Source organism: Cellulomonas citrea, assembly GCF_009829685.1.
Classification (GTDB): domain Bacteria; phylum Actinomycetota; class Actinomycetes; order Actinomycetales; family Cellulomonadaceae; genus Cellulomonas; species Cellulomonas citrea.
Genome location: NZ_VWSD01000007.1, coordinates 1 through 18,419 on the forward strand (window position 1 = coordinate 1; position 18,419 = coordinate 18,419).

Genomic DNA, 18,419 nt, shown 5'->3' on the forward strand with positions numbered 1-18,419 from the left:
CTGGGCCGACCCGAGCCGGCCGGCCCGGGTCGCTCAGGCCGGCTCGCCCAGCATCGCCGCGACGCGGGCCGCGACCTGCTCGACCACGTCGGCCACCGGCACCTGCTCGCTGTCGCCGCCCACCCGCGGCCGGACCTCGACGACGCCCTCGGCCAGACCCCGACCCACGACGACGACCAGCGGGACGCCGAACAGCTCGGCATCGGCGAACTTGACCCCGGGCGAGACCTTCGGCCGGTCGTCGTAGAGCACCTCGATCCCACGGGAGTCCAGCTCGGCCGCCAGCCGGGCGGCGGTCTCGAAGACCGCCGGGTCCTTGCCGGTCGCCACCAGGTGCACGTGCGCGGGCGCCACGTGCGCCGGCCAGGCCAGACCCGCCTCGTCGTGGTGCGCCTCGGCGAGCGCGGCGAGCACGCGCGTCACACCGATGCCGTAGGAGCCCATCGTGACGACCTGGGCCTTGCCGTTCTGGTCGAGCACCGTCAGACCCAGCGCCTGGGCGTACTTGCGCCCGAGCTGGAAGATGTGACCGATCTCGATGCCGCGGGCCAGCTCCAGCGGGCCGGAGCCGTCCGGGGCCTCGTCACCGGCGCGCACCGACGCGGCCTCGACGGTCCCGTCGGCGGTGAAGTCACGTCCGGCCACCAGGTCCAGGACGTGCCGACCGGCCTGGTTGGCGCCGGTGATCCACCGGGTGCCCGGCACGATGCGCGGGTCGAGCAGGTAGCGCACCGCACGCTCCGGGTCGGCCGCGTTGGGACCCAGCACCGCCGGGCCGATGTAGCCGCGGACCAGCTCGGGGTGCGCGGCGAAGTCGGCCTCGCCGGCCACCTCGACCTCGGCCGGGGCGAGCGCGGCCTCGACCCGCTTCATGTCGACCTCACGGTCGCCGGGCACGCCGATGACGACGACCTCGCGCTCCCCCGTCGGCTGCACGAGCGCCAGGACCACGTTCTTGAGCGTGTCGGCCGCGGTCCACGCCCGGTCGGGACGCGGGAACCGGGCGTTCACCAGCTCGACGAGCGAGTCGATCGTCGGGGTGTCCGGGGTGTCCTCGACATGGGGCGCCGGCACGTCCGCCCAGTCCAGGGCGGGCGGCACCGGGGTGGTCACCGCCTCGACGTTCGCCGCGTAGCCACCGGGCGAACGGACGAAGGTGTCCTCGCCGATCGGTGTCGGGGTGAGGAACTCCTCCGAGCGCGAGCCGCCCATCGCCCCCGACATCGCCGAGACGATGACGTACTCCAGGCCGAGCCGCGTGAAGATCCGCTGGTAGGCGGCGCGCTGGTTCTCGTACGCGGCCTCGAGGCCCGCGTCGTCCAGGTCGAAGGAGTACGCGTCCTTCATGATGAACTCGCGGCCTCGGATCAGACCGGCGCGCGGCCGGGCCTCGTCGCGGTACTTCGTCTGGATCTGGAAGAGCGCGAGCGGCAGGTCCTTGTACGAGGAGTACAGGTCCTTGACCAGGAGCGTGAACATCTCCTCGTGCGTGGGCGCCAGCAGGTAGTCGCCGCCCTTGCGGTCCTGCAGCCGGAAGATGTTCTGCCCGTACTCCGTCCAGCGGCCGGTGGCCTCGTAGGGCTCCTTGGGCAGCAGCGCCGGGAAGTGCACCTCCTGGACGCCCGCGGCGACCATCTCCTCGCGGACCACGGCCTCGACCTTGGCGAGCACGCGCAGGCCCAGCGGCAGCCAGGTGTAGATCCCGGGGGCCGCGCGGCGGATGTAGCCCGCCCGCACCAGCAGCCGGTGGCTGGCGACCTCGGCGTCGGCCGGGTCCTCTCGCAACGTGCGGACGAACAGGGAGGACAGGCGCAGCAGCATGCGCCGAGCCTACCGAGGTGCGCGGGGTGCCTCGGCGGGGGTGTCTCGGCGGGGGCGCCACGACCCTTGTGCCGCGCGTCGCCCGCACCGGCAGGATGGGGCCATGCCCGAGCTGCCCGAGGTGGAGGCCCTCGCCGACTTCCTGCGCACCCGCACGGCCGGGCGCACGGTCACCGGCGTCGAGGTCGGGGCGATCGCGGCGCTCAAGACGTTCCGACCCGCCCCGGACGAGCTCGTCGGGCACCGCGTGCACGACGTCTCGCGGCACGGCAAGTGGCTCGACCTCACGCTCGAGGTCGGACCGGACGGCACCGGCCTGCACCTGGTGTGGCACCTGGCCCGGGCCGGGTGGGTGCGCTGGTCGGACACGCTGTCGAGCACACCGCTGCGTCCGGGCCGGTCGCCGATCGCGCTGCGGCTGCGGCTGGACGACGGGTCCGGCTTCGACCTCACCGAGGCCGGGACCCGCAAACGGCTCGCGGTGCACGTGGTCACCGACCCCGACCAGGTGCCGCAGATCGCCACGCTCGGCGTCGAGCCGCTGTCCGCCGCGTTCACCCGCGAACGGTTCGGGGCGCTGCTCACCGCGCGCAACCAGCAGCTCAAGGGTCTGCTGCGGGACCAGGGCACCATCGCCGGGATCGGCAACGCCTACTCCGACGAGATCCTCCTGGTCGCGCGCAGCAGCCCGTTCGCCCTCACTGCGACGCTCCCCGCCGAGCAGGCCGACCGGGTCTACGCGGCCGTCGGCGCCGTGCTGCGCGAGGCCGTGGCGACCGCGTCCGGCCGCCCGGCCGCCGAGCTCAAGGACGCCAAGCGCCGCGGGATGCGCGTGCACGGACGGACGGGGCAGCCGTGCCCCGGCTGGGACGGCACCCCGTGCGGCGACGTCGTGCACGAGGTGTCGTTCGCCGACTCCTCGTTGCAGTACTGCCCGACCTGCCAGACCGGTGGACGGGCGCTGGCCGACCGACGGATGTCCCGGCTGCTGCGCTGAGCGGACCGGCCGCCGGGCCTACAGCTGGATCGTCGCGTAGGTGCCGACCTGACGGAACCCGACCGCCAGGTACGCGGCGATCGCCCGGGTGTTGTACACGTTGGCGTACAGCGAGACGACGGGCGCGAGGTCCCGCTGGGCGAGGCGCACGACCGCTGCCATCCCGGGTTCGGACAACCCGGTGCCACGCCGGTCCGGGGTCACCCAGACGCCCTGCACCTGGGCGACACCCAGCCCGACCGCGGCCAGCTCGGCCTTGAAGACCACCCGGGGGGCGCCCTTGTCGTCCTCGACCCGCACCAGCGAACGACCGGCGGCGATGAGACCGCGCACGCGGGAGGTGTACCCCGCGCCGCCACCGGACATCGGCGAGTAGCCGACCTCCTCGGTGAACATCCGCACGCAGGCCGGGAGCACGATGTCGAGCTCGGCGGGCCGGGAGGTGCGGACCAGCGGGTCGGCCGCCACCCGGGGCGGTCCGTCGATGACCATCGACGGCTGGTCCGCACGCACGTCCCGGGCCGGTGCGCGACCATCGCTCAGCACCTGCCACAAGTCCATGACGAGCTCGGCCGGGCCGACGAGCGAGGAGTAGCTGCGTGGGCGGCGCGCCGCGAGCTCGGCGAACCCGGCCAGGGCCCGGGCCCGGGTGCGCCGGTCCAGCCCCGGGGCCACCGGCACGAGGTTGGCGCTCACCAGGACGACCGCGAGCAGCTGACCGTCCTCCGCGTAGCCCCACAGCTCGTTGCCGGTCCGGGCCAGTCCCCCGGTGGCGGCCAGTTCGAGCCGCGCCGACGCGAGCACGGCTGCGACGGGGTCGACCGCGCACAGCGCCAGGGCAGCGGGCACCGCGTCGTCGCCGAGGACCTGCGCACCGGGGCGCAGCCCGGTCGCGCGGCCGGCCACCGTGGTCATGGCGTCAGTGTGCCCCAGGTCACGGCCCTCGCGCAGAGGTTGCGCGGATCGCCCTCGTCGGCCCCGCACGGCGCGGACCGGCCGCCCACGACGGACCTGGCCGACGCCCCGGAGCCCCACCTGGGTGGCACCACCCCAGGCACGCACTTCACCCCGCCGGACCGGCGCCCGGATGCCGAGCACCTGAGGACGAACCGGTACATTCCGGCCCCAGGCACAGGGAGCCCCGGGCGGTCCGAGGAGTGGTGCGGCGACCCGAGACCGGGCACGAGGAGGTGGCTGTGCGGTACGGCGTCCCCCGGGTGCCCACCTGGAACGTGGCGCGAGTCACCCTGCTGGACCGGCTCGACCCCGCGGCCCCGCTGCTGCTCGTGCACGGCCCTGTGGGGAGCGGCACGACCACGCTGCTCGCCGACTGGGCGCTCACCCGCCACCCCGTGGACCGGCCTCTCGTCTGGGTCGACCTCGCCGGTCTGGCCGAACCGGCCGCCGTGTGGTCGGCTGTCGTCGACGCCGTGGTCGACGCCGGGCTCACCGCGCGGCCGCCGGCCGGGTCCGACGGCGCCTGCACGCCGCGGGCCGCCCGGCACGGCCTGCTCCGCGCGATCGGGTCCGTGACGATCGTGCTCGACGGCCTGCGGCGCCCGGGAGAGGCGTCCCTCGCACGCGACATGGTCGACCTCGTGCGCACCTGTCCCCGGCTGCACCTGGCGATCACCACGCACGGCGATCCGCGGGCCCTGCGGCAGGCCGCGTCGCTGTCGGTCGACCTCGTCGACCTGGGGCCGGCCGAGCTCGCGCTCACCCCCGACGAGGTCGCCCAGGTGCTCGGAGGCGGTGGGTCCGACCCGGGCGCCGCCGACGCGGTGCACGAGGCCACGGGCGGTCTGCCGGCCGCGGTCCGCGCGCTCGCCGTGGCCGCCGCCGACGGCACGCTCGACCTGCGCACGGCGTCATCCGAGGCGCTCACCGCGGTCGCGGCCGCGGAGGTGGTACGCGCGCTGCGCACCGAGGAAATCGATCTGGACGAGCACGTCCTGTCGATCGCCCGGAGGCTGTCCGTCGCCGCCCGCATCACACCGTCGCTCGCGCAGCACCTGGCCGGCGAGCAGGTCGACGGTGTGCTCAGCGACCTGCTCGACGCCGGCCTCGGCACGTGGACCACGCAGCCGCAGCCCGCGCTCGTCCTCACCCCCGTGGTGCGCCGGGCGCTGCGCGCCGAGCTCACGCGTGACGAACCCGCACTCGTCGAGCCCCTGCTGCGGACCGTCGTCGAGCAGGCGCTCGCCGACCAGGACCCGACGACGGCCCTCACCGCCGCGACCGAGCTCGGCGACACCACGCTGGTCGGCACCGTCCTGCTCACCTCGATGGCGGCCGGCGGCACAGGAGACAGCCAGCAGACCCTCCGGCTGCTCCGCCGGCTGCCGACCGCCGCGCTCTCCCACGACCCGGTGCTCGCGTTCTTCATGGCGCTGAGCTACGGCACCGACGCGCGCCAACGGCCCCGTGCGCTGGAGTGGCTCGCTCTGGCGTCCGCAGCCATCGCCCACCGCGCACCGCAGGCGGACCCGGACGAGCAGACCCTGCTGCACGTCGCCGAGGCCGTCGTGCTGCGGCTGCGGGGCAAGGCCGAGCAAGCCGCTGCGACCGCCCGGCTCGCACTCGACCGGCTCGACACCACGCCCCGACGGGCGAACCACCTGATCGACCTGCTGCAACCGGTGGCGCACCGCCAGCTCGGTCTCACGCTCGCCGTCGCCGGCCACCTCGGCGAGGGCATCGCCGCGATCAACCGGGCGCTGGCCTACGAGCAGCCCGGCTCGGCGGGCGAGTTCACCGTGCACAGCCTCCTGGCCGGGCTCACCGCGACCCAGCACGACCTGCGGGTGGCGGCCGAGCACCTCGCCGCCGTCGACCGGATGCCTCGACCGCCGCGCACCGCCGCGCCCTACCAGCACGCCCTCGCCGACCTCGCGCGGATCCTGCTCTGGCTCGAGGCGGGTGAGGTCGACCGCGCCGAGCGGCTGCTGGACGAGCTCGGGCCCGAGCTGACCACGCACGAGCTGTGGGCGCCCTTCGCGCAGGCCTGGGCCTCGATCGACCTGCTCCGGGCCCGACCAGCCGTGGGCGAGGAACGGCTCGTCCAGGCGATGCGTGCCGGCCGGCGCGCCCCGCTGCCCACCCACTGGAGCTCGGCGCTCGTCGCCACCCGCGCGCTGCTGGCGCTCGCTGACGGCCAGGGCGAACGAGGCCTGGCGATGCTGGCGCCGCTGTCCTCCAGCCACCAGGCGGTCCGCGTCGTGCGCGCGCGGCTGCTGGTGTCCACCGGGCGGCTGGAGCAGGCGTCGTCGCTGCTCGCCTCCGCCGATCTGCCCGACGAAGGACCGTGGCTGCGCTCGGCGCGCAGGTTCCTGCTCGCCGTGACGGCCGATGCGCTCGGTCGGCCGCAGGTCGCCCGGACCTCCGCACGACAGGGCGTGGCGATCTCGCGCGCGGCCAGGACCGCGTACGGCTGGCTCGTGCTGGCCGACGACGAGCGGGCCGTGCTGCGCAGGCTGCTCGCCGGGACCGGCGAGGAGGAGACCGAGGCGTTCCTGCGCACCGTGCAGAGTGCGCCCTGCGTGCTGCCGGGTCGGGTCGGGGCCGCCGACCTCACCCGCCGTGAGCAGGTGGTGCTCGCGCACCTCGCCGAGGACGTCGAGCTCGCCGGCGTGGCGGCCCGGCTGCACGTGTCGCCCAACACGGTGAAGTCCCAGGTCCGCGGGGTCTACCGCAAGCTGGGCGTGGCATCCCGTGCCGAGGCGGTCGCGCGGGCCAAGGAGCTCGGGCTGCTCTAGCTCGCCGCGTCCGGGGTGTCTCGCGGCGGAGCGGGTGACGTGCCGTTCACCCCGGACCTCACCCTGCGCACCCCACCGCACGGCCGATGGTGTCGGGCTGGAACGGACGCCGCGCGTCCAGCACCCCGACCCGGACGGACCCATGCACCTGCACGTCGCCGACCCCCGACCCGCCACGACCGCACGCGGTCGACGTCGCCGCCGGCTGAGCCTGGTGCTCGCCGTCCTGCTCACCGGGGGCGTCGCCGTCACGGTGCCGGCCTCGGCCCAGGCCGCGCCCGACGGCAGGGGCGCGCTCAGCGTGCGCAAGACCGTGTCGGCCGCCACAGCCCGGCCCGGCGACCGCCTCACCTGGACCGTCCAGGTGACCTGCGAGTCCATCACCGCCATGTGCCAGGACGTCACCCTCGACGACACCGTGCCCAGCCCGTTCGTGCTCGACGACAACGGGGTGAGCGTGCAGGGGCAGCAGACCGGGCACGCCACCACCACCGTGTCCGGCAGCTCCGTGACGGTCGCGTTCGCCGAGACGGACCCGAACCACCCCGGGGCCACCGGGCTGGCGGCCGGGCAGTCGGTCTCCGTGCTGCTGTCCACGACGCTGCCCGCCGGGACGGGGCTCAGCTGGGACGGGCGCACCGTCACGAACACGGCCCAGGCGCGGGCCACGAACGCCGACCAGGCCACCGACTCCGCCGACGTGTCCGTCGTCGTCCCGGTGACCCCGTCGGTGGCCGTCACCAAGTCGTTCACCCCGTCCGACCAGGTCGCCGGGCAGTCCGGTCAGGTCGCCCTGCACCTGACCGCCGCGAACAGCTCACCCGTCGACGGCACCGGACTCACGCTCACCGAGCCCGCCGCGACGTCCCCGGCCTCCTTCGGCCCCGGCACCCCGCTGGAGCTCACCGGCATCGGCAGCTGGACGCTGCCGCAGGGCGCGACGGCGATGAGCCTGGACCTGGTGACCGCGGACGGCACCACCACGGTCGGGCCGTACGCGGCCGGCGCGACGGTCGACACCGGCACGCTCGACCTCACAACCGTCACGGCGGTCACCGCCCGCTACACCGGGCCGATCGCTGCCGGCGGGTCGGCCGGGTCCCTCGACCTCCAGCTGCGGCAGAACGGCTCGGCGCCGCGCGATGCGGTGACGAAGGTCCCCGACACGGTGGCCGCCCACCTGGCGACCTCCCGCGGGGACGCCGATGCGACGGCGAGCGCCACCTTCCAGATCAACCCGGTCATCGTCGAGGTCTCGGCCGGCAAGGTCATCGACGGCGTCGCGCACGCCCAGGTGGTCGCGGGCGCCGACGCCACGGTCACGTTGACCGCCACGAACTCCTCCAACACCTCGCTGGGCTCGCTGAGCATCGCGGAGCCGTCCGGCTCGTCGACGTCCCCGTTCGGCGACCCCGCCGCGGGCAAGCTCGGCTTCGTCGGGTTCGGCACCGACGGGTCGGGGACGCTGCCCGCCTCGACGTGGCCGTCCGGTGCGACCAGCGCGGTCGTCACCCTCACCGGGACAGGCACCGGTCTCCCCCAGCAGACCACCGTCGTCGCACCCTCAGGCGGCACGGTGACCTGGCCCTCCGTGCCCTCCGGTGCCGTCGTCACCGGGTTCACGGTGGCGTACACCGGGTCGGTGGCCGCCACCGCGAGCGCCCAGGTGCCGTTCCGGGTGCGGACGGACGCCGCCTGGGCGTCGACCACCCTGTTCCCCAACGAGGTCGCCGTCGACGGTGCGGCCAGCGACGGGACCGCCGCGGACACCCGCACCGCCTCGGCCGACCTCACCGTGCTGCCCCGCCGCGTCGTCACCACCACGACCAAGACGCTGACCGGGACCGTCGGGACGACACCGGTGACCGGGGCCACCGGGCAGCAGCTCATCGCCCGGCTCACCGGCCGGATCTCGGCCGACACGACCGTCCCGGTCGACCAGCTCGTGGTCGAGGACCTCGCGGGGCCGGGCTCGACCCTCTGGTCGGTCGCCGCGCTCGACCGCATCGGCTCGGTGCAGGTCCCGTCGGGCGCCCAGGCGGCGGTCCTGCTGCACAGCTCCTCCGGCTGGGCCACGCTGGCGGGGCCGACGTCGGACGCCTCGACGCTGCTCGACCTGACGGTCCCGGCCGGCGTGGACGGCGTGCGCGTGGTCTACACCGGCACCTCGCTGCCGATCGACGGCACCTTCACCCCGGTCACCGCCCTCGTGTTCGCCCTCACCTCGACCCAGACCCCAGGGACGTCGGCCACCGACACGGCCACCAGCACCGCGACCGGAACCGGCACCGGTGCGGGGCTGACCGGCCAGTCGCAGGGCGACGCCGCCGTGACGTTCGGACCGGGGTCCACACCGATCTCGCTCGACCGGGTGGACGCCTCCAAGTCGTGGCAGACGCCGGCGGCGCTCATCCCGCTGGACAACGCCGACCCCGGGGCGAGCGACCGGCCGACCAACCGGCTGACGCTGCGGGTGCAGAACATCACGGGCGTCCCTGTGCACACGCTGCGCATCGTCGACCCCGCCCCAGGCAGCACCTCGGACGCCTTCGAACGGGTCGACGTGACCCACCTGAGCGTCACGGCGCCCACCGGCACCACCGGTCTGCAGGTCGTGCTGCGGGACAGCACCGGTGCGACGCTGGCGACGCTCACGTCGGCCGGTGCGGTGGCGGCGCTCAGCGCGGCGGACCTCGCCGACGTGGCGGGCCTGTCGGCCACCGCCACCGGCACGCTGCCGGACAACGCGGCACTCGTCGTGCAGGCCGACACCGTGCTGCGGGCCGCGACCCGCACCGACGGCACACCCGTCGTGGGCACGCAGGACGGCCCGGCCTCGACCACCCTCACCAACACCCTGCGCGGCGACCTCGGTGACGGGACCGCCTCGGACGACGCCCAGGCGTCCACCGTGCTCTACCCGCAGGCACGCCAGCCGCTGGCCGCGGCCTCGGTCAAGTCGCTCACCCCGGCCACCGGGACCCGGTACTCCGCGAACGCTCGGACCGTCCGGCTCGCGCTGTCGGCCCATCGCACGAGCGACGCCGCCGTCAGCCGTCCGTCGCAGTACGTGCTGGAGGACACCACCGCGGCCTTCTGGGACGAGTTCGACCTCGTGGGCCTCACGGCGCTCTCCGGGATCACCTCCGCCGACGGCCCCGGATACACGGCCGCCGTGCAGTACCTCGTCGACGGCACCTGGTCGACGCCCGTGACCAGCGTCCTCGCGGCGGGCACGCCGACCACGTCCCCCGCCCTCCCGGCCGGGGCGGGCGCCCTGCCGAGCGGGGTGACCGGCGACCGCGTGACGGGCATCCGGGTCACGTTCACCGCCCCCGACGGCGCCTGGTTCGCCAACCGCACGGTCGGCGGGTTCGAGGGACCCACCGCCCTGGTGTCCCTGAGCCCGCGCAGCACCCTGCGCAGCTCGGCCGCCCTGGTGCCGACCGGCACGGTCACCAACGTCGTCACCGGCACCGTGACCGCCCAGTCCCTGAGCTCACCCGTGACGCTCACGCCGGCGTCGGCGACCTACACCGTGACCGACGGGACGCCCGGCGCCACCCTCACCAAGACGCCGGCCTCGACGACCACCGGGCCGGGCAGCCGGCTCGTCTTCACCCTCACGGCCACGAGCAGCGGCTCGGCCCCGATCGCCGACCCGGTGCTCACCGACGTGCTGCCCACGGACGGCGACGGAGCCCAGCTCGTCTACGACCCGGACGTGTGGGGCGCCGCCACCGTGACCGTCACCCCGGCCGGCACGGACCTGGGGACCCCCACGGTCGCGCTCGTCGGCACCCAGCTGCAGGTGACGTTCCCGGCGGGCACCCGGCTCATGCCGGGTCAGCAGGTGCAGGTGAGCGTGCCGCTCGCGGTCCGGGCCGGGGTGGCCGCCGGGACCACGCTGGTCAACACCGCGCGGTTCACCGGCAGCGGTCTGGTGCGGGTGGCCACCGCCCAGGTCTCGGTGATCTCGTTGCCGACCTACCTGCGGGTCAAGGACGTGCGCGAGGACGTCACGGACGGTGCCACCGCCTCCGGTGCGGTGAACTCCGTGACCGGTCAGGCGTGCACCTCCGCCGACGGCTTCTTCCGCACCCCGTGCCTGGTGCGGACGCAGCCGGGCGGGACGGAGACCTGGCGGCTGCGGCTGACCAACACGGGCAACCTGCCCACCGCCTCCGCGACGCTCGTCGACGTGCTGCCGTACGCCGGGGACACCGGCATCTCCCGCTCGCAGAGCACGAGCGCGCGCGGCAGCGTCTGGGCGACCCGGTACGTCGGTGACCTGCAGGTCAGCGGGGTCCCCACGGGGGCGAGCAGCACGGTGTCCTACCTCGTGGGGGCCGCGACCTGCTCCTACACCGGCGACCCGCGCTCGGCTGACCCGTTCGGCTCCGGCTGCCCGGCCTCGGCGTGGACCCCGGCCGACCAGGTGGGCGACCTCTCGCAGGTGCGCGGTGTGCGGGTCGACCTTGACCTGTCGAGCGCCCGGCTGGAGCCGGGCCAGACCGTCACGGTGACGTTCCGGACCCGCTCGGCCACGAGCTACGACCTGGCGGCCGCGGATGTCGACGCCCCTGCCTGGAACACCATGGCGGTGACGACCGCGAGCGTGAGCACCGCCGGGCTGGTCTACGAGACGCTCGAGCCCAACCGGGCCGGGGTCGCCGTCGACCGGACCTTCGCACTGGGCGACCGGGTGTGGCAGGACTTCGACCTGGACGGTGTGCAGGACGAGGGTGAGCCGGGCGTCGGCGGGGTGCGGGTCGAGCTGTACCGGGCCGGCTCGGACACCCTGCTGGCGTCCACGACGACCGACGCCGACGGCCACTACCTCTTCGACATGCTGCCGGCCGGGGACTACCGGGTGCGGTTCGTGCCGGACGCAGCCACGGCCTCCCGGCTGATGTTCACCGTGACCGGCCAGGGTGACCCGTCGACGGACTCCGACGCCGACCGCAGCACGGGGTGGTCGGGCACGGTCCACCTGGGCTCCGACTCCGGCCGGGTCCGCGCGGTCGTGGCCGCCGACGGGTCGGCCGCGGACTACATCGACCCGACGGTCGATGCCGGCATGGCGCCGCACACCGACGTGGCACTCACGATGACCAAGAAGGCGGTGGACCGTTCGGCCTCGACCGTCACCTGGCTGCTCACGGCGACCTCGGTCGGCCTGCACGACACGTGGGCGGGGATCACGGTCACCGACCCGCTCCCCCGGGGCCTGCGGTTCGTCTCGGCGTCCGGCGACGGCTTCACCTGCACGGCGGACGACGGGCAGGTCACCTGCTCGCACCCGGACCGGCTGGCGGCCGGCACCTCCGCGACCGTCACGGTCGTCACGACGCTGGTGGACCCGCGCAGCACCGTGTCCAACACGGCCACCGTCCAGGCCGACCGGCCGCACGGGGTGATCCAGGTGCTGGCAGACAGCGGGTCGGCGACCAGCGCCCCGTCCCGCGGGTCGCTCGCCTCGACGGGTGCCGCAGGTCTCGGGTGGCTGCTCGCGGCCGCGGTGCTCGCGCTGGGATCCGGTGCCGGGCTGCTGCTGCTCGTCCGGTCTCGTCGAACCCGCTGACCCCGGCAGGTCAGGCCGCACGTCACCGCGACGGGCGGTCTGACCAGCAAGGCGGCATGAGCCTGCCGACCCGGGACGGAGCGGTCCGAATGCGTCCGGTCAGCCGACGACGACCTGCGGTGCGCCGGACTCGACCGGCTCCATGGTCTCGGCGATCCGCAGCGCCTCCTCGATGAGGGTCTCGACGATCTGCGACTCGGGCACCGTCTTGACGACCTGCCCCTTGACGAAGATCTGGCCCTTGCCGTTGCCGGACGCGACACCCAGGTCGGCCTCGCGCGCCTCGCCCGGACCGTTGACGACGCAGCCCATGACGGCCACCCGCAGCGGCACCGTGAGGCCCTCGAGCCCGGCGGTGACCTTCTCGGCGAGCGTGTAGACGTCCACCTGGGCGCGGCCGCACGAGGGGCAGGACACGATCTCCAGCTTGCGGGGGCGCAGGTTGAGCGACTGCAGGATCGCCGCGCCGACCTTGACCTCCTCGACGGGCGGTGCCGACAGGGAGACGCGGATGGTGTCGCCGATGCCCTGGGACAGCAGCGCACCGAACGCGGTGGCCGACTTGATGGTGCCCTGGAACGTCGGACCGGCCTCGGTCACGCCCAGGTGCAGCGGCCAGTCGCCACGTTCGGCGAGCAGCTGGTAGGCGCGCACCATGACGACGGGGTCGTTGTGCTTCACCGAGATCTTGAAGTCGTGGAAGTCGTGCTCCTCGAACAGCGACGCCTCCCAGACGGCCGACTCGACGAGCGCCTCGGGGGTGGCCTTGCCGTACTTGGCGAGCAGCCGCGGGTCGAGCGACCCGGCGTTCACCCCGATCCGCAGCGAGACCCCGGCGTCGGAGGCCGCCTGCGCGATCTGCTTGACCTGGTCGTCGAACTTGCGGATGTTGCCCGGGTTGACGCGTACGGCGGCGCACCCGGCGTCGATCGCGGCGAACACGTACTTGGGCTGGAAGTGGATGTCGGCGATCACCGGGATCTGGCTCTTGCGGGCGATCGCCGGCAGCGCGTCGGCGTCGTCCTGGCTGGGGACGGCCACCCGGACGATGTCGCAGCCCGCGGCGGTCAGCTCGGCGATCTGCTGCAACGTCGCGTTGATGTCGGTGGTCGGGGTGGTGCACATCGACTGGATGCTGATCGGGGCGTCGCCGCCGACCTCCACCTTGCCGACCCGGATCTTGCGGGTGGGCCGGCGCGGGGCCAGCACGGCGACCGGGGCGGCGGGCATGCCGAGGGAGACTGAGGTGCTCACCCGAGCATTCTCCCACCGCGGCCGCACGTTTCGCGGCCCGGCCGACCTGAGGGTCGGTGCCCAGCGCGGTGCGCGGGACCTCGCGGGGTGCTCGTCGAGGTCAGCCGAGCCGCACCGGGTTGACGATGTCGGCCCACACGAGCAGCAGGCCCATCCCGCCCAGCAGCACGAACATCGTGTACGACAGCGGCATCAGCCGCGCGGTGTCGGCGGGTCGCGGCCGGGCCCGACCACGCAACCGGGCCAGCTGGCGCCCGGCGCCTTCCCACAACGCCGCAGCGATATGCCCACCGTCCAGCGGCGGCAGCGGGATCATGTTGAAGACGAAGAGCGACACGTTGAGCGCCGCGAGCATCTGCAGCAGGCTGAAGACCCGCAGCGAGTCGCTGATCCCGGCCCCCTGGACCGAGGTCACCTCACCGGCGATGCGGCCGACCCCGACGATCCCGATGACGCTCGTGGCGTCCCGCGGCTGCCCGGTGAACGTCGAGTACGCCACCTGCCACACCCGCTCCGGCAGCGTGAGCACGACCTTGGCGGTCTGCCAGGTCGTGGTCGCGACCGCGCCCGGCACGGACCACAGCGACTGGTGCTGCATCGCGGTGAGCGGGGCGATGCCGACGTAGCTCGACCGGGTCACCACCGCCGTGCCGGAGGCGTCGGTGACGGCGTTCCCCGCGGCGTCGACCGCGGTCTGCTCGCGCTGCACCGGGGTCACCGTGAGGTCGACCTGTCGTCCGCCGCGGTCCACCACGACGGCGACCGGCTCGGTGCCCGAGGCCCGGATGGCCGTGACCAGCTCGGCCCAGGTCGAGACCTGCCGGCCGCCCCACGACACCACGGTGTCCCCGTCCTGCATCCCGGCGAGGGCGGCGGGCGAGCGCGGGTCGTCGCTCGTGCACGTGGTGCCGGCGGCGGCGCTCGCGGGCAGCACGCACGGCTGCACCTGGCCCACCGTGAGGGTGGGGCCCTCGACGCCGATCCCGACGAGCGCGATCGCCATCAGGACGAACGCGATGACCAGGTTCATCACCGGTCCGCCGAACATGACGAGCAGCTTCTTGGGGGTGGACAGCCGGTAGAACGCCCGCCCGTCCTCACCGGGCCGGATCTCCTCGGCGCTGGCCTCACGCGCGTCGGCGGCCAGCCGACCGGCCCAGCCCCGGGGCTCGCGGGCGCCGACCGCATCCTTCGTGGGGTACATGCCGACGAGGCGCACGTACCCGCCCAGCGGGATGGCCTTGATCCCGTACTCCGTCTCACCCCGGGTGCGCGACCACAGCGTCGGGCCGAAGCCGACCATGTACTGGCTGACCCGGACCCCGAACCGCTTGGCCGGGACCATGTGGCCGACCTCGTGCAACGCGATCGAGGCGAGCACCACCAGCAGCGCCACGAGCACGCCGACCACGTACGCCATCTGTCCTCCGTCCGAACCTGGACGTCCATTGTCCCCCGACGACCTGGTATTCGGCTGGGTGCCGGGAGACGGGCCGGCACCCCGTGCGCGGCGACCGCACACGGCCGCGCCCGGACAGTGCGGGCACCCAGCCCACCGGCGCGACATCGACGTCCGCCCCCGACCACCGGATTCGGTGGTCGCGTCGCTTAACAACAGACGAGAACAGCACTACGGTCGTGGCGTGCCTACGCAATCCGTCGCTGTCGAACAGTCCCGCTCCGTCCTCACCGCCATCCCGGGTCCCGCGTCGCGCGCCCTGGCCGAGCGGCGACGCACCGTCGTCAGCGCGGCGGTCGGCTCCTCCGTGCCGGTCTGGGCGGCCCGCGCCGGCGGCGCGATCGTCGAGGACGTGGACGGCAACCGGCTCATCGACCTGGGCGCGGGCATCGCGGTCACCTCGGTGGGCGCTTCGCACCCTGCGGTCGTCGCCGCCGTGCAGGAGCAGGTCGCCGCGTTCACCCACACGTGCTTCATGGTGACGCCGTACGAGAGCTACGTCGCCGTCGCCGAGGCGCTGTCCCGCGTCACCCCGGGCGAGCACGAGAAGCACTCGGTGCTCGTCAACTCGGGGGCGGAGGCGGTGGAGAACGCCGTCAAGATCGCCCGCCGCGCCACCGGTCGCCCGGCCGTCCTCGTGCTCGACCACGCCTACCACGGCCGCACCAACCTCACGATGGCCATGACCGCGAAGGCCATGCCGTACAAGACCGGCTTCGGGCCGTTCGCCGGGGAGATCTACCGTGTGCCGGCCTCGTACCCGTTGCGCGACCCGGCCGGCATGACCGGTGAGCAGGCCGCCCGCCGGCTCATCGAGGTCGCCGAGCGGCAGGTGGGCACCGACCAGATCGCCGCCCTGGTCGCCGAGCCGATCCTCGGTGAGGGCGGCTTCCTGGTCCCCGCCCCCGGCTTCTGGACCACGCTGCGCGAGTGGACCACCGCGCACGGCATCGTGCTCGTGGCCGACGAGGTGCAGTCCGGGTTCGCCCGGACCGGCGCCATGTTTGCGATCGAGCACGAGGGCGTCGTCCCCGACCTCGTGACCACGGCCAAGGGCATCGGCGGCGGGATGCCGCTGGCCGCCGTGACCGGCCGGGCCGACCTCATGGACGTCGTGCACGGCGGCGGGCTCGGGGGCACCTTCGGTGGCAACCCGGTGGCCTGCGCCGCAGCCCTCGCGACCATCGACGTCTACGAGCGTGAGGACCTGCCCGCCGCGGCCCGCGCCATCGAGGCCCAGGTGACCGCGCGGCTGCGCGAGGTCGCGACCCGGGTGCCGGCGATCGCCGAGGTGCGGGGGCGCGGCGCGATGCTCGCGATCGAGCTGGTACGGCCCGGCACCCTCGAGCCCGACAAGGCCGCGGCCGCCGCGGTCGCCGCGGCGTGCCTGGCGCAGGGCGTGCTCGTCCTCACCTGCGGCAGCTGGGGCAACGTGATCCGGTTGCTGCCGCCGCTGGTCATCGAGCCGGCCCTGCTCGACGACGCGCTCGACGTCCTGTCGGCCGCGCTCGAGGGTCTGGCCGGATGACGACCCCCGACCCGGCCCGCGTGCGCGATCTCATCGCCGCCGAGTCAGCCGCACTGGTCGCCGCCCACCCCCGGTGCGCCGAGCTCGCCGCGCAGGGCCGCGAGCACCTCACCTACGGCGTCCCGATGTCCTGGATGGCCAAGTGGCCGGGGCCGTTCCCGCTGTCGGTCGCGCACGCCCAGGGCGCGCACTTCACGTGCGCCGACGGGATCGACCACGTCGACCTGTGCCTGGGCGACACGGGGGCGATGTGCGGGCACGCCCCGGCGGCGACGCTGGCCGCGATCACCGCGCAGCTGCCGAACGGGCTCACCGCGATGCTGCCGACACCGGACGCGGCCGCGGTCGCCGGGCTGCTCGCCGACCGGTTCGGCGTCCCCCGCTGGCAGCTCACCCTCACGGCCACCGACGCCAACCGGCACGTGCTGCGCTACGCCCGGCACCTCACCGGCCGGCCGAAGGTCGTGGTGATGGACTACTGCTACCACGGCACAGTCGACGAGGCCTTCGCCAACCTCGACGAGCAGGGCCGCACCGTGGCCCGCCGCGGCAACATCGGCGCCCCCGTCGACCCGGCGCTCACCACGATCGTCGTGCCGTACAACGACGTCGACGCGCTGGCCGCGGCCCTGGCGACCGGTGAGGTCGCGGCCGTCCTCATGGAGCCGGCGCTCACCAACATCGGGATCGTGCTGCCCGACCCGGGCTACCTGGAGGCGGTCCGTCGGCTCACCCGGCAGGCGGGTACCTGGTGGGTGGTCGACGAGACGCACACGCTGTGCGCCGGTCACGGCGGCTGCACCCGGGCCTGGGGGCTGGACCCCGACGTCGTCGTCATCGGCAAGACCATCGGCGGCGGGGTGCCCATCGGGGCGTTCGGGATGACCGAGGGCCTCGCCCGTGCCGTCGAGGAGCGCATCGAGCTCGAGGACATCGACGTCGGCGGGGTCGGCGGCACGCTGGCCGGCAACGCGCTGTCCACCGCGGCCGCCCGGGCGACCCTCGCGCAGGTGCTCACCCCGGACGCCTTCGACCAGATGGTCACGCTGTGCGACCGCTGGGCCGACGGTGTGCAGCAGGTGCTCGAGACGTTCGGGCTGGACTGGCACGTCACCCGGCTCGGCGCCCGCGCCGAGTACGCGTTCAGCGCCCAGCCGCCGCACGACGGGGCGCAGGCCGCCGCGGCCGACGACTTCGAGCTGCAGCAGTACCTGCACCTGCAGGCTCTGGTACGGGGTGTGCTGCTCACCCCGTTCCACAACATGGCCCTCATGAGTCCGGCGACCACGGCGGCCGACGTCGATGCGCACACCGCGGCGTTCGAGGCTGCGGCGCGGGCGCTCACCGCATGAGCGTGCTGGTCGCGGGCACCGACGGTCCGGACACGCCGCCGCTGCGCCCGACCCGGTTCGCCGAGCTGGCCAGCACCGACCGGGCAGCGCTCGACGCACTGCTCGACCGGGTCCCGATGGCGCACATCGGGCTGGTCACCGCGCAGGGCCCGTTCGTGGTGCCGACCCTGCAGGCCCGTGACGGGGACGACCTGCTGCTGCACGGCTCGTCGGGCTCGCGCTGGATGCGGGCGCTGGCCGCCGGCGCACCGGTCTGCGTGGCCGTGAGCGAGCTGAGCGCGCTCGTCGTGGCACGCTCCGCATTCGAGTCGGGGGTGCGCTACGCGAGCGCCACGATCTTCGGCACACCGCGTGTGCTCACCGGCGCCGAGCACGTGCACGGTCTCGACGTGCTCACCGACCGGCTGCTGCCTGGTCGCACGGCCGAGGTCCGCCGTCCGACGCCCAAGGAGCTCGCGGCCACCATGGTGCTCGCGCTCCGGCTCGAGCACTGGTCGCTCAAGGTGGCCGACGGCTTCTCCGAGGACGCACCGGACGACGTCGCCGGCCCGGCCTGGGCGGGTGCCGTGCCGCTCATGAGCGTCTGGGGCCCGCCGCAGGCCGCGCCCGATCTGCGCGCCGGGATCGAGGTGCCCGCCTCGGTACGGGCGCTTGCCGGACGTTCCTGAG

General features: G+C 74.4%; 10 protein-coding genes. 6 read left to right on the forward strand and 4 right to left on the reverse strand.

The features are described from left to right. Nucleotides 1-33 precede the first annotated feature (33 nt). Nucleotides 34-1,821, reverse strand: a complete 1,788-nt coding sequence (locus tag F2B26_RS01885; protein ID WP_159805839.1) for a proline--tRNA ligase — start codon at nucleotides 1,819-1,821, stop codon at nucleotides 34-36. A 103-nt stretch (nucleotides 1,822-1,924) separates the two neighbouring features. Here F2B26_RS01885 and F2B26_RS01890 point away from each other — a divergent pair, with 103 nt between their 5' ends. Next, entirely contained in the window at nucleotides 1,925-2,818 is an 894-nt protein-coding gene (locus tag F2B26_RS01890; RefSeq protein ID WP_159805841.1) for an Fpg/Nei family DNA glycosylase, read from the forward strand. Nucleotides 2,819-2,836: 18 nt separating this feature from the next. Here the strand turns inward: F2B26_RS01890 and F2B26_RS01895 are convergent, their stop codons facing one another. Beyond that, nucleotides 2,837-3,733 carry a GNAT family N-acetyltransferase gene (locus F2B26_RS01895; protein WP_159805843.1) on the reverse strand — a complete coding sequence of 299 codons (897 nt, stop codon included), beginning with the start codon at nucleotides 3,731-3,733 and terminating at the stop codon, nucleotides 2,837-2,839. A gap of 245 nt (nucleotides 3,734-3,978) precedes the next feature. Here F2B26_RS01895 and F2B26_RS01900 point away from each other — a divergent pair, with 245 nt between their 5' ends. Next, on the forward strand, nucleotides 3,979-6,573 hold the full coding sequence (locus tag F2B26_RS01900; protein ID WP_210766839.1) for a LuxR C-terminal-related transcriptional regulator: 2,595 nt from the start codon (nucleotides 3,979-3,981) through the stop codon (nucleotides 6,571-6,573). Between the two features lie 142 nt (nucleotides 6,574-6,715). Then, nucleotides 6,716-12,157, forward strand: a complete 5,442-nt coding sequence (locus tag F2B26_RS01905) for an SdrD B-like domain-containing protein (RefSeq protein ID WP_159805847.1) — start codon at nucleotides 6,716-6,718, stop codon at nucleotides 12,155-12,157. A gap of 99 nt (nucleotides 12,158-12,256) precedes the next feature. On the opposite strand, the gene ispG is transcribed toward F2B26_RS01905, so the two are convergent. Together ispG and F2B26_RS01915 are read right to left on the reverse strand one after the other, a co-directional pair. Further along, nucleotides 12,257-13,387 (reverse strand): flavodoxin-dependent (E)-4-hydroxy-3-methylbut-2-enyl-diphosphate synthase, encoded by a 1,131-nt coding sequence (gene ispG, locus F2B26_RS01910; protein WP_201292565.1) that lies wholly within the window; start codon nucleotides 13,385-13,387, stop codon nucleotides 12,257-12,259. 124 nt (nucleotides 13,388-13,511) lie between these two features. Next, a complete protein-coding gene (locus F2B26_RS01915; RefSeq protein WP_159805851.1) occupies nucleotides 13,512-14,831 on the reverse strand; it encodes a M50 family metallopeptidase in 1,320 nt (439 codons plus the stop codon). 223 nt (nucleotides 14,832-15,054) lie between these two features. Here F2B26_RS01915 and gabT point away from each other — a divergent pair, with 223 nt between their 5' ends. The 3 genes from gabT to F2B26_RS01930 are packed head-to-tail and all read left to right on the forward strand — an operon-like array spanning nucleotide 15,055 to nucleotide 18,418. Further along, on the forward strand, nucleotides 15,055-16,398 hold the full coding sequence (gabT, locus tag F2B26_RS01920; protein ID WP_235929443.1) for a 4-aminobutyrate--2-oxoglutarate transaminase: 1,344 nt from the start codon (nucleotides 15,055-15,057) through the stop codon (nucleotides 16,396-16,398). Next, the gene (locus F2B26_RS01925; RefSeq protein ID WP_159805855.1) at nucleotides 16,395-17,750 is read left to right on the forward strand and encodes a transaminase; all 1,356 of its coding nucleotides are present in this window, start codon (nucleotides 16,395-16,397) and stop codon (nucleotides 17,748-17,750) included. The genes gabT and F2B26_RS01925 overlap by 4 nt, the downstream gene beginning before the upstream one ends. Further along, nucleotides 17,747-18,418 carry a pyridoxamine 5'-phosphate oxidase family protein gene (locus F2B26_RS01930; protein ID WP_159805857.1) on the forward strand — a complete coding sequence of 224 codons (672 nt, stop codon included), beginning with the start codon at nucleotides 17,747-17,749 and terminating at the stop codon, nucleotides 18,416-18,418. The genes F2B26_RS01925 and F2B26_RS01930 overlap by 4 nt, the downstream gene beginning before the upstream one ends. Nucleotide 18,419 lies beyond the last annotated feature (1 nt).